Origin of the sequence: Bacillus sp. FSL L8-0152 (assembly GCF_038006365.1) — a bacterium.
GTDB lineage: Bacteria > Bacillota > Bacilli > Bacillales > Bacillaceae_G > Bacillus_A > Bacillus_A cereus.
Map to the genome: position 1 here is coordinate 3,622,060 of NZ_JBBOVB010000001.1, position 15,148 is coordinate 3,637,207.

The window sequence follows — 15,148 nt, forward strand, 5'->3', positions numbered from 1 at the left end:
TTCATGTACTTTATACAAAAATACTACGAATAAATAAATGAAAATTCAGTCTTGTTATGATATGTAAGTAGGAGGATATCTATAAAAATGCAAAAAAAAAGAAGGGCGAGCCCTTCTTTTTTCAAAAATTACTTCTTGTTTACGTTAGTAGCTTGAGGTCCACGGTTACCTTGTTCTACTTCGAAAGTAACTTCTTGACCTTCTTCTAAAGTTTTGAAGCCTTCGCCTTGGATAGCTGAGAAATGAACGAATACGTCTTCTCCGCCTTCAACTTCGATGAAACCGAAACCTTTTTCTGAGTTAAACCATTTTACTTTACCGTTTTGCATGAAAAAAATCCTCCTACAATGTACCTATATGTACATATTCATTTTCAACCACCTTACAATAATAAGCCAGATATTAAAAAACTGCAACCCCTGAGGAGATTTAACATTGCTATCCTCCTCGGAAGTTACAGCTCATTTAAATCTCTATATTATTAAAAGTAAAATGGTTTAAACATACTATATCATATCAATATAATAAAAGTAAAGTTTTTTCTTAAATTATTTTTTGTTCCCACTGCATTGCTTTTAATTCACCTGATCCAGCTACTACATAACCATCTTTTTGATTAACAATGCGCCATCCGTGCCCTTTAACTGAATCACATACTGTAACAATACCTTCGTCAAGAAGTACACGGCACACACTACTAATACCCGCCTTATTTTGTGTTGAAGTTGTATATAAGACATGTTGGTCTACACTTAAGTCTAAATAACTACTTGCTTTCTGCTCACTTTGACATGTATGCCAATATATTTTTTCACTCGCAATACTGTCATCTATTTTACAATAAGAAATATTCCCGCTAACTCCCTTGCACGATCCACTTGCCGCTACTAAATAAGAATTGTGTAAAGTCAACGCAGAAATCATTTGATTCATCGTAATTTTAATCCTCTTTAATTTACGTGTCTTCAAATCAAAGAGCCAAACACCACCATACTTAGCATGTATTTTCGTACCAATAAATAAGTAATGTTTATATAAAAATAATGATCGAATAGACGGCGCCGCACTGCCATACTCAAGAAACGGATGAATAGTCTCCCATGTCGAACCGAAATTATTAGAAAGATACAGCGTTTTTTCTCCATGAGCAACAACAGTTCCTTGTACATTGCTACATACATTCCAACTTGTTGCTTTTGTTGGAAAACGCTGAATTGTCCAGTTCTCTCCACCATTCATACTACGAATAAAAATCCCTTCGTCACCTACACCATAAACTACATTATCTTCGCTATGTAAATCCCTAATTCGTTTTTGAAAACCATTTAAAATTCGTTTCCATTCTCCGTCTTGTTCAACAAATAAGCCATTATATGTAGTAGCTAACAACAGTTTTCCATCTCTTAACTTTGTAATAGCAGTTGCACTTAACATCGTCTCCACGTTGACACTCCCATTCTTAGAACTTCTCAGCAAATGCAATTGCAAAATTACTGCATTTTTCAACATCCTCTTGATCTTCTGGAGCTAATTCAATTTTCAGCCCTTCTTGTACAAGCTCTGCACCTCGTTCTACAAGGCGTTCTTCAAATATCGTTACCGCTTCACAAAACAGTTCATACGCCGTATCACCTGATCCGAATACCGCTACCTTTTTCCCAGCTAAATCTATATTTTCTAAGTCCTCATGAAAATCTTCTGCTTCAAATGGTAATTCACCATCGCCCCACGTATAAGATCCTAAAATGATTCCATCATAAGCTAATAATTCTTCAGCATCCATGCCTTCCATCTCTTGCAATACTACTTCATGATCAAAAGCATCTAAACTAACTTTAATTAAATCAGCAATACTCTCTGTATTTCCTGACATACTTGCATAAGCTATTAAAATTTTTGCCACTTTGGCATCCCCCTCTAACAATAAATGATTCTCATTCTCATTATATTAATAATGAGAATCAATTTCAATTGATTTTTTTCTACTTTTATTTACATTTCACATTACTTATTTCAAATAAAGTGAAACTTTAATGAGCCCTCACCAATCAGGATTTTTCAGACAGCCCACAAATAGAGGAATAAATAAAAAAAAGCACAGATGACTATACAATCATCTGTGCTTTTTTATTACTTTTTAAAAATACCAAAAGGCTTCCCTACTGGTAAAACAACTTTTCCGAAGTGTGTGTTTAACACTGCTGCTGCTGAACCATAGAAAGATAATAATGAAATAAGAAGTTCAGAATATGCTGCTAAATTATGCATTGCGTGCGGCATAACACCTAAAGTACTTAATGAAAGACCAATAAATAAGAAATCAATAAGGACGAAGATCATAAATAATACTTTATGTGTTTCCATTGCACCAATCGTCATAAAGATTGTGAAAATCAAATATCCGATAAAGGCTACACCAAGCTGTTTTGAATCTGCAACTTGTGCTAATTTTTCGCCAAATACTCCAAGTTGAATTAACCAAGTCATTCCAACACCTAACCAAAATAGGCCGTACGCACCAAATGCTGTCGTACCGAATGTATTGTTATGCTTTGCATCGTGAATGCAAGCAAAGATTTGTGCAAATCCTCCTAAAAAGATTGCCCATGGTAATACAAGTGAAACGCCATCTGTTAAGCCTAACTTTTGAGATGATGCTACAAGTGTTACCATCGCTAATCCAAATAGACCAATTCCAGATGGATCCGCTGTTGTCATTTTCACATGATGTGTAGTAGTTTGATTGCTCATATAAACCTCCTGATTATAAACATACTCGAATACAATACTTAAATCAGAAGCCTATGTCAATGGTTTTTTTTGTATGTTGTCAGACGTTATATTTTATAATGATTAAATATATTTCCGACCACTTCATAAGATTTTATATTCACTTTTTCCAACTCGTTTATCGGTAGCCATAACGGAATATAACTTCCTTTACCTTCCCGCTGAAATTCCTCAGCTGTTCCACTTCCGAACACTCCACCTGTAATATAGGCACCATAATAATATTCATTTCCTTTATATTTTACCTTTGCAATAAGGTGCTTCACTTTTATATGTAGCCCTAATTCTTCGTATATCTCTCTTTTCGTTGCCTCTTCAGGCGTTTCACCTTCCTCAATCCCTCCGCCAGGAAAAACATAATATATTTCCTCTTCTCGAATACGTTTTATAAGAGCGATTTTCCCTTCCTGTACAATAATAGCCGCCCCGCGATTTCTTATCATTTTATTACCTCAATACGAATCGCAACTGTTCCCCACTCTTTTTCTTGTTCTTTCGTATATATTTTGTATGTACTTTCTAACATTTCCTCTAAACTATCATTTTCACAATCCAATAATTTTTTATCAATTTGTTCATACATAGATTTAAAGCTCTCGTATCGCTTTATTTCCGTTACTTTTACCGTCATCATTTCTGTTGTCGTAAGATTCGTAAATACGATTTCATCGTCTTTGTTTATTAGTTGACGTTTTTTATCGTATAGGCGTACTTCATATACTTTTTTCCCTGATTGAATTGACTGAAACGGTTTATTATATAAACCCATTTCGTATCGCATACATCCCACTCCCTTTTGTTCATTTCACCTATTAATACAGTTCACATTACTACATCTTGCATATAATATTCCATACGTATCGCTTAATTGAGAAAGGAGGCTGAAGAAGCATGTTATATTTAAATCAAAAACCTGAATATAATAAATATGATATTGGTGATTATACTTATAGTAAAGTAGGGCCAACCATTTTTTCTTGGAACGATGAAACAAAATTAAAAATAGGTAAGTTTTGTTCATTAGCAGAAGAAGTCGTTTTCATACTTGGCGGTGAACATCGCGCAGACTGGATAACGACTTATCCATTTAATGCACTTTTTGATGAAGGAGCACATATTACTGGTCACCCTTCTTCAAAAGGTGATATCGTAGTCGGCAATGATGTATGGATTGGTTATCAATCCTGTATTTTATCTGGCGTTACAATTGGTAACGGGGCCATTATCGGCGCCAGGAGCGTTGTTACAAAAGACGTACCCCCGTATGCAATTGTAGCTGGTAATCCTGCAAAATTTGTTCGATATCGTTTCCCACAAGAAACGATTGACAAACTAGAGAATCTCGCATGGTGGGACTGGGACATTTCTGTTATAAAAGGAGCCATTCCATTACTACTCTCCGACAAAATCGACGAATTTTTCACCTCGCCCGAAAATGAATCTATATGATTAAAACAAAAAGAGCATCCAATTATTTTTCAGGATGCTCTTTCTGTTTTTATTTTTTATGTCCATGCAAATGATTACACGGAGAACATTGAAATGGAATCTTATCTAAGCAATTAAAGTTTGTTTCGCAAATTTGTTCAATCGTTGGAACAAATGGAATGACAACTATGTTACTTTCTACTATTTGTGTAACAGGTGGCAATACTGTGCCTACTTGATGTTCAAAACGAATACTCGCTTGATTTATATAATTTCCTGAACCATTTGGCGCGCTCTGTACTGCTACTTGGAACGAAACTGTCCTTGCTTCACCAGGATTTAAACTTCCGATAAGAAACCCTACTGCCGGGCTTACATTCGGCACTGGCGTATTATCAACCGTTACACTTCCAGGAACAAATCGAACACTACTATCTAACATATCTTGAAAACGAATATTTTGCATTACAGTATCACCCGTATTTGTGATGACTGTCGTAAACGTAATGACATCTCCAATTGTTGCTACCTGTAAATCTGCCGTTTTTACGACTGTCGTTGAGACATTTTGAGGAATAAACGGGATAACAACTGTATTACTATCACCTTCAACTACTACTGGCGGCTCATTCGGATTTACAGTTGCAAGCCCATTCGCTGTAGCAGTATTTGTAACTAAATTATTTACTTGCCCTCCTATTATTACAACTTGGAAATTAATAATTGCTGCATCATTTGGCTGAAAATCACCTAACGGAATACCAGTATTCGGATTAGCAAATGGAAAAGGTACATCATTTACCGTTACCGTACCATTTATAAATAGCGTATTCGGATCAATGATATCTGTTAACACAATATTGGTCACAGGGACTGTACTATCATTTATAACAGCGATTCCGTAAGTGACAACATCCCCTATCATTGCTACTTCAAAGTTTGCTCCTTTTGCAACAAATAAGATTGCAGTATTTACCGTCACTATAACTGTATTGCTTGTATCCATCACTGTAACTGGCGGCTCCCCTGGTACTAAAATATATTCTGCTAACGCCCCAGCAACGTTCACTACTGTACCACCATCCGGAAAACTTGTAATCGTAGCTTCATATGTTACAAGTGCCGTCTCACCAACTGGTATATCAGGTATCGTAAATCCAATCTGCGGATTTAACCCCGGTTGCGGAACCCCATTTATCGTTACACTATTTGGAACGAAATCAGCTTCCTGAGATAGCACATCGATAAATTGAACATTCATTGCATCAGCAGTACCAGTATTTAATATACGAACAGTATACGTTACCGTTTCTCCTACACCAACAACTGAATGGTCTACTTCTTTTAGCATATCTAAGCTGCCTCTATTTACCGGCGTAACCGTCGTATTACTTGAATTTGTAATTGTAGACGGAGGTTCTCCTGGAATCAATTCGAAATCACCCGTTACTCTTGCTGTATTCATAATGCTACTAGAAGGCGGAACTGCGATTACATTTACTTCAAATGTAATTAATACACTATCCCCTACTGCAAGATCAGGCAATGCAAAGCCTACAAATGGATCTAAACCTACTTGCGGAATCCCATTTATTTGTACACTTCCAGGAACGAATTCTAAACTAGGTGATGGAACATCGATAAACTGAACATTCGTTGCTGTTACCGTTCCCGTATTTGTAACTTGCACACTATACGTTAACGTATCTCCTAATCGTGTCGCTTCTTTATTTACAGATTTTATAACGCTGAATCGTCCTCTATTCACTCTAGTTATCGTCGTATTACTCGGCTCTGTTACTACAACTGGTGGTTCTCCTGGCACTAAAGTAAAGCTTCCTGTTATATTTGCAACGTTCGTAATTGTTCCTGATGACGGGATGTTTGTAACTGTCGCTTGAAACGTCACTATAACTGTTTCACCAACTGGGATATCTCCAACTCCAAATCCAGTAATCGGATTTAAGTTTGGTTGCGGGGCTCCATTTATCGTTACACTATTTGGTACAAATGACGCTCCTGCTGAAATGGTATCAACAAACTGAACAGCATTAGCTGTTACTGTTCCTGTATTTGTTATTTGAACCGTATACGTTAATATATCTCCAACGAGAGTAGCAACCCTATTTACTTGTTTAATAACATTAAATTGCCCTCTATTTACAGTTGTAAGTGTTGTATTGCTCGGCTCTGTTACTATAACTGGTGGTTCTCCTGGTACTAATACAAAACTTCCAGTTACATTTGCCGTATTGGCAATTGTTCCGTTTGATGGCGCACTAACAACGGTTACTTGGAAGATGACTTCTACACTTTCACCTGGATTTATATCTGGAAGCGGGAATCCGTTATTCGGATTGAATCCAGGTTGTAACACACCATCTATCGTTACACTGTTCGGCACGAATGCTATAGAGGAAGGTAATACATCACTATATTGAACATTCGTTGCTGGCACTGTTCCTGTATTTTGAACTACTGTTGTATATGTGATTGTATCGCCTACTGCAACAACCGGCTGACTCACTGATTTTAAAACATTCAAACCAGGCTCATTGATTTCTGTTAATGTCGTATTACTTGTCGTTGTTTCCGTAATAGGGGGTTCTGTTTCACTTACAGCAAATGTAGCTGTAACGTCTACAAAATTAACAATCGTTCCACCTTCTGGTATGCTTGTAACCACTTCCTGATATGTGACAAGTACAAAATCATCGACAGGTATATCTGGAACTGTAAAACCAATGAAAGGATCTAATCCTGGTGCTGGTACCCCGTTTATGCTCACACTTCCTGGTACAAATGCTACACCCGCGGAAGTAGTATCGATAAATTGAACATTCGTCGCTGGCACTGTTCCGAAATTAAAAATCAATACATCATACGTTAATATTTCTCCCACCGTCGCTACTTCTTTATCTACTAGTTTCAATGGAAAAATAAAAGCTATATTAATTGTCGTAACGACTAAATTTGTTAATATCGTTTCCGTAATCGGTGGTTCCTGCGGATTTGGTTGTGAAGTAAATGTAACATCTGCATCATTTAATATGACTTCATTATCTGGAATTTCTGTAATCGTCACTTGGAATGTGATCTCAATACTTCCACCAGCGATTAATAATGGAGTAACTGTAAATCCTATTTCTGGATTTAAACCAAGTTGCTGCACTCCACCTATCGTTACACTATTGTCAACAAACGTCGTTCCTTCTGGTATGACATCTTGGAAGAACACATCTGTAACAGGGATAATTCCTACGTTTGAAATGAGCACAGTATACGTTAATACATCCCCAACGGCCCCAGTTGCAACATCAACTGTTTTTGTTGCAGTTACTTCACCAGGAGGAGGTAACGGTATTGTAACTACCGTTGTATTACTTGAATTCGTTGTTGTTACAGGTGGCTGTAAAGGATTTAATAAGAAAGTGGCTGTAGCAGATGCTGTATTTAATACTGCTCCACGTGTAGACGGTGCAACTACCGTAACTTGGAACGTTACTGTCAATGATGTTCCAGCTGCAATATTAGGAAGCGGGAAACCAACATTTGGGTCAAATCCAGGTTGTGGCGTTCCATTTATCGTTACACTATTTGCTACAAAAGTTGTTTCTAAAGCAATTGGATCAAGGAAAGAGACATTCGTTGCTGTTACTGTACCGTTATTTCGAATGACAACAGAATACGTGTAAGTTTCTCCAAGTGCTGCTTGTTGTACAGATGAAGATTTTTGTATATTTAACTGTGCTGTGTTTACTTGCGTCACTACAAAATTACTATTTGTAACAGTCGTTATTGGAGGGTTTGCTGGGTTTATAAGAAAACTTGCAGTAACGTTCGATTGGTTTCTTATATTTCCACCGCTCGGAACACTCGTCACTGTAACTTGAAACGTAATCGTAGCCGTTTGCCCGACCGGAATATTTGGTACCGGGAAACCTAGCATAGGATCCGTGCCTTGCTGTACGACTCCATTTATCGTCACACTATTTGCTACAAAGGCAGTACCAGACGGAATTGGATCTTGAAAAACAATATTCGTTGCAGGAACAGTTCCTGTATTTTGAATAAGAATCGTATACGTTAACGTATCTCCTACACCGGCTTGTAGTGTATTTACACTCTTCATTACATTAAGTGATCCTACATTCACTCGCGTCACAACAATATTACTAATCGTTACAATTGTAATTGGTGGCTGGAGAGGACTTACTTGGAAATCAGCAGTGACATTCGCATTATTCGGAAGAACTCTATTTTGTGGTACACTCGTGATTGTCACTTGAAAAGTGACCGTCACCATTCCTCCTACTGGAATATTAGCAAGTGGAAATCCAGTTGTCGGGTTTAAACCTGGTTGAGGTGCCCCGTTTATTGTTACACTATTCGCTACAAAAGTGGTTCCAACTGGAATCGGATCAAGGAATGATACATTTGTCGCTGTCACCGTTCCACTATTTTGTATACGAACTGTATACGTTAACGTATCTCCTACACCGGCTTCAGTAGCACTTACACTTTTCATTACATTTAACCCTGAAGAATTCACGATCGTCATAACAGTATTACTTGGTACTGTTACAGTAATCGGCGGCTCTGTTGGATTTACAAGGAAATCTCCAGTTACATTCGCATTATTTACAACATTATTTCCTTGGGGAATTTCATCAATTAATACTTCAAATGTAACAATAACACTGGCGCCAGTAGGCAAATTATTTAATGGGAATCCAAGTTCTGGATCTGCCCCTTCTTGTAAAACACCATTCACAACTACACTATTTTCAATAAATAATGTCCCTTGGGGAATTGAATCTTGGAAAAATACATTCGTAGCTGGTACACTACCTGCATTTATGACTTCTATTGTATATACTAAAATATCCCCTACTGTTGCAACATCCGTATTGACTGCTTTCACAACTTCAAAGTTTCCTGATTGTACTGTCGTATTCACAACATTACTCGGTACATTGATTGTTACTGGTGGTTCATTCGGATTCACTTGAAAGCTTGCTGTTACATTTGCTTGATTTAAAATATCTTCATTTTCTGGATTCTGTACAATTACTACGTCAAATGTGACTACAACCGTTTGAGCCGCAGGAATATTCGGAAGAGAGAATCCTGTATTCGGATTTAGTCCACTTTGCTGTACTCCATTAATTGTTACAGAATTTGCAACAAATGAAACAGCAGAAGAAATAGGGTCTTGGAAAAATACATTTGTTAACGGAACATTCCCTGTATTTTGGACGGCAATTGTGTACGTTAAAGTATCCCCTACCGCCGCTTGCGTTGTATTTACTTCTTTTATTACATTTAAACCGCCTGTATTAACTTGTGTCACAACTGTATTCGTTTGTCTATTAATTGTTATCGGTGGCTGATTCGGAATAACGACGAAATTAGCAGATACATTTCCGCGATTCGCAATCGTACCTCCCGATGGTGTAGATGTTACTCGTACTTGAAATGTAACAGTCCTACTTCCGCCAGGAGATATATTAGCTACTGTAAACCCAGTCGCTGGATTTACCCCAGGTTGTGAAACCCCATCCACAGTCACACTATTTGCGATAAATGTCGTTCCAATTGGGATCGGATCTTGAAAAATAACGTTCGTTGCAAGTACATTTCCTGTATTTTGAATTGTTACCGTGTACGTAAGAACGTCGTTAACCGTTGCAAAAGCTTTATCCACTGTTTTTCTCGTTGTTATATCAGCTATATTAATTGTCGTAACTACAGTATTACTTGTCGCTTGCCCTGAAACTGGTTGTTGACCAGGCACTGGAGTAAAGTTAAATGTTACACTCGCACGGTTTGGAATTGGATTGACAAGAGGGTTCGATGTTACTCGAACTTGAAAGCGCACTACAGTCGTTTGCGATGCATTAATACTTCCAAGATTAATACTACTTGCTGGATTCGCTCCTGGACGCGCTACTCCATTTACCGTAACGCTATTTGCGACAAATGTTGTTCCAGCAGGGATACTATCAACAAAAATAACATTGTTCGCAGTGACGTTTCCATTATTTGTGACATTAACTGTGTACGTTAATACATCATTAAGTGTTGCCGTCTGTAAATCTACAGATTTTTGCATACTAATAGTTGCTTGGTTCACTGTCGTTTGTACTGTGTTTGAAGAAGACGTACTTGTAATAGGAGGACTACCAACGAAGGGACGGAATTGATATGACACCATTGCACGATTTAAAATAGGATTGGGATTCGGGAATGATGTTATTCGAACTTGAAATGTAACAATTCTTTGCGTGTTATTTGGGATTGTACCTAAATTAATTCCATTAGCAGGGTTTGCATTCGGCTGTGTTACTCCCCCTACCGTAACACTACCTGCAACAAACGTCGTTCCGTTCGGAATACTATCACGTAATACAACGTTTTCTGCACTTCCTGTTCCTGTATTTGGGACCGTAATTGTATAAGTGAGAGTATCCCCTACCCCCGCGACTGTTCTATTAACTGATTTAACAGGATTAATAATTGGACCTGTTGCATCAATTTGAACACCAAAACCAGCTGCTGCGTATCCATCTCCATTTGTAACAAATCGAACCGTTGCTGATGTTTGACTGTTTACTAAAGATGAGGAGGCATCTACATTCGTAATATCCCACCCTTGTCTTCGGACGGCCAAAGCTACCCCTAACGGCTGATTCAAATCTCCAAACGTGCCGCTCGTATCTAAATTTCCACTATCATTACAAATTTGTGACTGAAAGAAATTATTCGCAGGATTTCTCGGTCCGAATAATGCAACTGTAGCATTTGCATTCGGCCCAAAGCGAAGTTGATCTCCAACAATGTTAGAATCACCTTCTTGAGCAGTTACGAGCACTCTTCCTGTAACAGCTCCTGTTGCCGGCGTAGCAAAACCTGAAATTGTAGCATCAACTGGCGGGGATGAAGCATCGATAATTTCTTGACCTGCATATACTGACAAATTTCGAAGTGGTAAACTTGCATTTTGATACACAACCTCAAGCGTCCATCCAGCTGAACGACTGATTGTTGGGTCGGCTGAAGTTCTTGCAGCTGGCACAGCACCCGTTGTATATGTGCCTGCTCCACCTGCACTAACAAGATTTGTTACATTGGCAGAGCGAGCATAATAAAACTGATTTCCTACTGAACCTTGCTGCGCGGTAGCAGGATCTGGCGTAACAGAAAACGTCCCTGCTGGCGTTGTAAATGTAATGTTATCATTTAAAAATGGTAACACATCTTCCGTATCAGTCCGGAAAGTACCAGCCCAAACTAATTCTGCATATAATACACTGCTTCCCGCTGGAAGATTTAAAATTGCACTTGAAGAATTCAATTGCCATTCATCTGTTGTCCCTGCTGGGAACCCTGGTACTTGCAATGCTGTATTTACTGTCGTAAACACAGCAAGTGTACCAAAAATATTACCTGGTGCAGGTGATGTAGGGCTAAGTCCCAGCGTATTCCCAGTAAACGTGACGGCACCAGGTACTGTTGTCGTAAACCTATTTATAAAAGGCACACAATCATCTCATTTCAATTATAGTAAAAAGTGCTCTATACTATAAAATGTAGACAAACTATACAATGTACGTTGTCCAACAAAATTCCGCACATATGAGAGGGGTTTATAAAACTATGCGCTACGTTATCATAACAGGAACTTCACAAGGTTTAGGTGAGTCAATCGCTACGCAATTATTAGAAAAAAATACAACTGTCATCTCTATTTCTAGAAGAGAAAATAAAGAGCTTACAAAACTTGCAGAGCAATATAACAGCAATTGCATTTTTCATTCCCTAGATCTTCAAGATGTACATAACTTAGAAACTAACTTTAAAGAGATCATTTCATCTATTAAAAAAGACAATGTATCCTCTATTCATTTAATTAATAATGCGGGTACAGTTGCACCTATGAAGCCAATTGAAAAAGCTGAAAGTGAACAATTCATTACGAACGTTCACATTAATTTACTTGCACCTATGATTCTTACATCTACATTTATGAAACATACGAAAGACTGGAAAGTAGATAAACGCGTTATTAACATTTCATCTGGTGCAGGAAAAAACCCTTACTTTGGCTGGGGCGCTTATTGTACAACGAAAGCTGGTGTAAATATGTTTACACAGTGCGTAGCAACTGAAGAAGTAGAAAAAGAATATCCAGTAAAAATCGTCGCTTTTGCACCTGGTGTTGTTGATACTAATATGCAATCACAAATTCGTGAAACAAATAAAGAAGATTTCATAAATTTGGACCGCTTCATTGCATTAAAAGAAGAAGGAAAACTATTACCACCTGAATATGTTGCGAAAGCTATTCGTAACTTACTAGAAACTGAGGACTTCCCTCAAGGCGAGATTATTAGAATTGATGAATAACAAAAAGGTGTGCTAAAATTGCACACCTTTTTGTTTTACTTCTCTAAAAATATAAGCACAGACTCCGCAATTTGCTCATAACCAATTTCTTGATAAATTTTATTCGATATCGGATTCGCTAAATCAGTATATAACGTAGTTGTCTTGTACCCTTCATCTAACATACGTTGACTAAGTGCCGCTACACAATTAGATGCGTATCCCTTTTTCCTTGCTTCTTTCGGCGTGTATACGAAATTAACTGTTATATTATTTTTCGTTGGTCTCGTTTTTGCAGCTACAGAAACAAGTTTCCTATCTACTTCCAAACCAAACAGTCGATTTGTAGTTATTAATGTATGCGCAGTTTGTTTTGCTTCTTCTTTCGTAGTAGGAAGCTTTACGTCTTCACAAAATTGATATATCCACTGTTCTATTAATGGTAATTCATCATTATTTACCGCCCGGAAAAGTCCGTTCGCATTACACTTCTTCTTTACTCTGTTCAGCTCATACACACCTTGCTCCATTGCAACATTCATTTTCTTATTTTCTAATACCGCAATCTCTTCCGCTAATTTCTGTACAATTTTCTTATTACCGATCAAGCCAGGAATATCCGGATATACTTTCGTTAACTCTTTTGCAAGTTCCTCAATAGCTACTCCCGAAATTTCAGAAGTTGCAACAATGATTTGTTTCTTCTCTTCTGTTTGCAGAAATACAACCGCAATGTCTTCTCCTTGTTTCGCTATCCCCATAAATATCGGTTCTTGAACCATTTGTAATACACCTAATATGAGATTGTTTTCCTGCTCATTCTTTTCTAGAAATGGTGTAACATCTTCTTTAAAATGAAAAATCTCTTCATATACATGTAATTGAATCATCGACAATCTCTTCTCTCTATTTATATTTTAATTAAGTATTGGCGATTAATTCATTAAATCCCTCTTTTACGATTCAATAATATTCAAAGCTAATGTATTCAAGGCATTTTCAGCTTGTAAAATTCTCTGTTTTTCCTTTTCAAATACATCTTCTTCTTTTCGAAAGGACTCTTTTCGATTTTTAATCATACGCTTCATTTCTTTTTTACTCGGTCCACCGTATACATTTCTTTTTTGAATAAAAGCTTCTGGCGATATAATTTCTTTCCACTCTTTTTCTAATAAATTTATTTTAAAATGTTCTTGCAAGTACATATTTATCTCTTTGAAGTGTAATTCATGTAGTTCTTTTTTCTGCTCCAATGACATATTTGCAATAGCACTTGCTGCATGATGAGCATGCCGAAATGGAATTTCATAATTTTTCGTTAAAACATCAGCGAAATCCGTTATCGTTATTGCATGTTTATAGGAACGACTTTTTAACGTTTCTTCTTCTACTTTCATCGTTAGGATCACTGCATTCATCATACAAAAAACACGAATCGCCTTTTCAATCCCTTTATATAAATATGGCTGCAAGTCATCTTCCGTATCAACAATATCACCAAATGGTGTATTATGAATCATTTGAAATACTGTAAATGCTTCTCCTAAAGCACTACTCGTAATTGCACGAGCGTGTTCAATTGAAACCGGATTTCGTTTTTGCGGCATAATACTACTAATTTGTACATATGGCTTTGCAACAGTAATACCGTCATATTCTTTCGTTGCTAACAACAAAAAGTCATGAATCCATCTACTCGTATTCGTCATCATTACCATAAGTAGCGAGCTAACTTCTAATAAATAATCCGCTCCGGCAACAGCATCATATGAGTTCTCAATTACAGTTGTAAATCCAAGTAGATGAGCAACTCGTTCTCGTTTAATCGGGAAACTTGTTGTAGAGAGTGCAGCCGCCCCCATTGGAGACTGATTTAAAAGCTGGTACGTTTTTTTCATTCGTTCTAAATCTCTTTGCATCGTATCATAAATTGCTAAAGTATAATGACCAAATGTTGTTGGCTGTGCCGGTTGTGTATGTGTATAAGCTGGCATGATCGTTTCCTTATGATCATCAGCAAGTTGCAGTACACTTTCTTGCAATAGCAAATAACGTTCCATTAATCGTAATATATACCGCCTTAAACTCATGCGATACATCGTTACACCCATATCATTTCTACTTCTACCAATATGCATATTACTTACAAAATCGCATTTCGCTTCTTGAGAAATTAAATGTTCGATTAAAAAAAAGAGGTCTTCATGCCGCTCTGTATATACCAATTTATCTTTTGGTATTCGCTCTACTTTTCTAAGTGCGTTTAATATAACTTTAGCTTCTTCTATTTTCATTAAACTTTCTTCAGTCAGCATCGTAATATGTGCTTTATGCACTTGAAACATATCTTTCAATAAGTAATTTCGTTGAAAATCAAATACATGTTGTAATACACAATCCACATATGTTTTTCCAGGGAAATCAGCGCCTTCACTCTTTATAAACTCTTCCTTACTCTGTTTCATCACCTTTTCCCCTCTCACCTAAGTATTACTACCCATCATACCCGTTGATAGAAAAAAAGTGCCTGTACATAAAAATA

11 protein-coding genes are annotated in these 15,148 nt (G+C 37.2%); 2 read left to right on the plus strand and 9 right to left on the minus strand.

What is annotated here, in order from left to right; all coding sequences use genetic code 11:
• Positions 1 to 128: 128 nt before the first annotated feature.
• The 6 genes from cspB to MHH27_RS18110 all read right to left on the minus strand — a co-directional run bounded on the left by cspB (position 129) and on the right by MHH27_RS18110 (position 3,571).
• Positions 129 to 329, minus strand: coding sequence for a cold shock-like protein CspB (cspB, locus tag MHH27_RS18085; protein ID WP_001179150.1), 201 nt, complete (start codon positions 327 to 329; stop codon positions 129 to 131).
• Positions 330 to 543: 214 nt separating this feature from the next.
• Positions 544 to 1,443 carry a WD40/YVTN/BNR-like repeat-containing protein gene (locus tag MHH27_RS18090; protein WP_000449497.1) on the minus strand — a complete coding sequence of 300 codons (900 nt, stop codon included), beginning with the start codon at positions 1,441 to 1,443 and terminating at the stop codon, positions 544 to 546.
• Positions 1,444 to 1,459: 16 nt separating this feature from the next.
• The gene (locus MHH27_RS18095; RefSeq protein ID WP_001062759.1) at positions 1,460 to 1,903 is read right to left on the minus strand and encodes a flavodoxin; all 444 of its coding nucleotides are present in this window, start codon (positions 1,901 to 1,903) and stop codon (positions 1,460 to 1,462) included.
• 227 nt (positions 1,904 to 2,130) lie between these two features.
• A complete protein-coding gene (locus tag MHH27_RS18100; RefSeq protein ID WP_000070945.1) occupies positions 2,131 to 2,751 on the minus strand; it encodes an acetate uptake transporter in 621 nt (206 codons plus the stop codon).
• A gap of 86 nt (positions 2,752 to 2,837) precedes the next feature.
• Positions 2,838 to 3,233, minus strand: a complete 396-nt coding sequence (locus MHH27_RS18105) for an NUDIX hydrolase (RefSeq protein ID WP_340943621.1) — start codon at positions 3,231 to 3,233, stop codon at positions 2,838 to 2,840.
• Positions 3,230 to 3,571, minus strand: coding sequence for an ASCH domain-containing protein (locus MHH27_RS18110; protein WP_001268359.1), 342 nt, complete (start codon positions 3,569 to 3,571; stop codon positions 3,230 to 3,232). The genes MHH27_RS18105 and MHH27_RS18110 overlap by 4 nt, the downstream gene beginning before the upstream one ends.
• A 110-nt stretch (positions 3,572 to 3,681) precedes the next feature.
• Here MHH27_RS18110 and MHH27_RS18115 point away from each other — a divergent pair, with 110 nt between their 5' ends.
• The gene (locus tag MHH27_RS18115; protein WP_000966308.1) at positions 3,682 to 4,239 is read left to right on the plus strand and encodes a CatB-related O-acetyltransferase; all 558 of its coding nucleotides are present in this window, start codon (positions 3,682 to 3,684) and stop codon (positions 4,237 to 4,239) included.
• Positions 4,240 to 4,288: 49 nt separating this feature from the next.
• Here the strand turns inward: MHH27_RS18115 and MHH27_RS18120 are convergent, their stop codons facing one another.
• Positions 4,289 to 11,761, minus strand: coding sequence for a DUF11 domain-containing protein (locus MHH27_RS18120; protein WP_340943626.1), 7,473 nt, complete (start codon positions 11,759 to 11,761; stop codon positions 4,289 to 4,291).
• Between the two features lie 116 nt (positions 11,762 to 11,877).
• Here MHH27_RS18120 and MHH27_RS18125 point away from each other — a divergent pair, with 116 nt between their 5' ends.
• Positions 11,878 to 12,627, plus strand: coding sequence for a (S)-benzoin forming benzil reductase (locus MHH27_RS18125; RefSeq protein WP_090977434.1), 750 nt, complete (start codon positions 11,878 to 11,880; stop codon positions 12,625 to 12,627).
• Positions 12,628 to 12,662: 35 nt separating this feature from the next.
• Here MHH27_RS18125 and MHH27_RS18130 read toward each other — a convergent pair whose 3' ends face one another.
• Together MHH27_RS18130 and argH are read right to left on the minus strand one after the other, a co-directional pair.
• Positions 12,663 to 13,496 (minus strand): GNAT family N-acetyltransferase, encoded by an 834-nt coding sequence (locus MHH27_RS18130; protein ID WP_000615371.1) that lies wholly within the window; start codon positions 13,494 to 13,496, stop codon positions 12,663 to 12,665.
• Between the two features lie 66 nt (positions 13,497 to 13,562).
• Positions 13,563 to 15,071, minus strand: coding sequence for an argininosuccinate lyase (gene argH / locus MHH27_RS18135; RefSeq protein ID WP_340943628.1), 1,509 nt, complete (start codon positions 15,069 to 15,071; stop codon positions 13,563 to 13,565).
• Positions 15,072 to 15,148: the final 77 nt, after the last annotated feature.

Bases quoted from the DNA above. Each gene is read 5' to 3' on its own strand.
- cspB (WP_001179150.1), bottom strand. From the start codon at position 329: ATGCAAAACGGTAAAGTAAAATGGTTTAACTCAGAAAAAGGTTTCGGT.
- MHH27_RS18100 (WP_000070945.1), bottom strand. From the start codon at position 2,751: ATGAGCAATCAAACTACTACACATCATGTGAAAATGACAACAGCGGAT.
- MHH27_RS18105 (WP_340943621.1), bottom strand. From the start codon at position 3,233: ATGATAAGAAATCGCGGGGCGGCTATTATTGTACAGGAAGGGAAAATC.
- MHH27_RS18110 (WP_001268359.1), bottom strand. From the start codon at position 3,571: ATGCGATACGAAATGGGTTTATATAATAAACCGTTTCAGTCAATTCAA.
- MHH27_RS18115 (WP_000966308.1), top strand. From the start codon at position 3,682: ATGTTATATTTAAATCAAAAACCTGAATATAATAAATATGATATTGGT.
- MHH27_RS18125 (WP_090977434.1), top strand. From the start codon at position 11,878: ATGCGCTACGTTATCATAACAGGAACTTCACAAGGTTTAGGTGAGTCA.
- MHH27_RS18130 (WP_000615371.1), bottom strand. From the start codon at position 13,496: ATGATTCAATTACATGTATATGAAGAGATTTTTCATTTTAAAGAAGAT.
- argH (WP_340943628.1), bottom strand. From the start codon at position 15,071: ATGAAACAGAGTAAGGAAGAGTTTATAAAGAGTGAAGGCGCTGATTTC.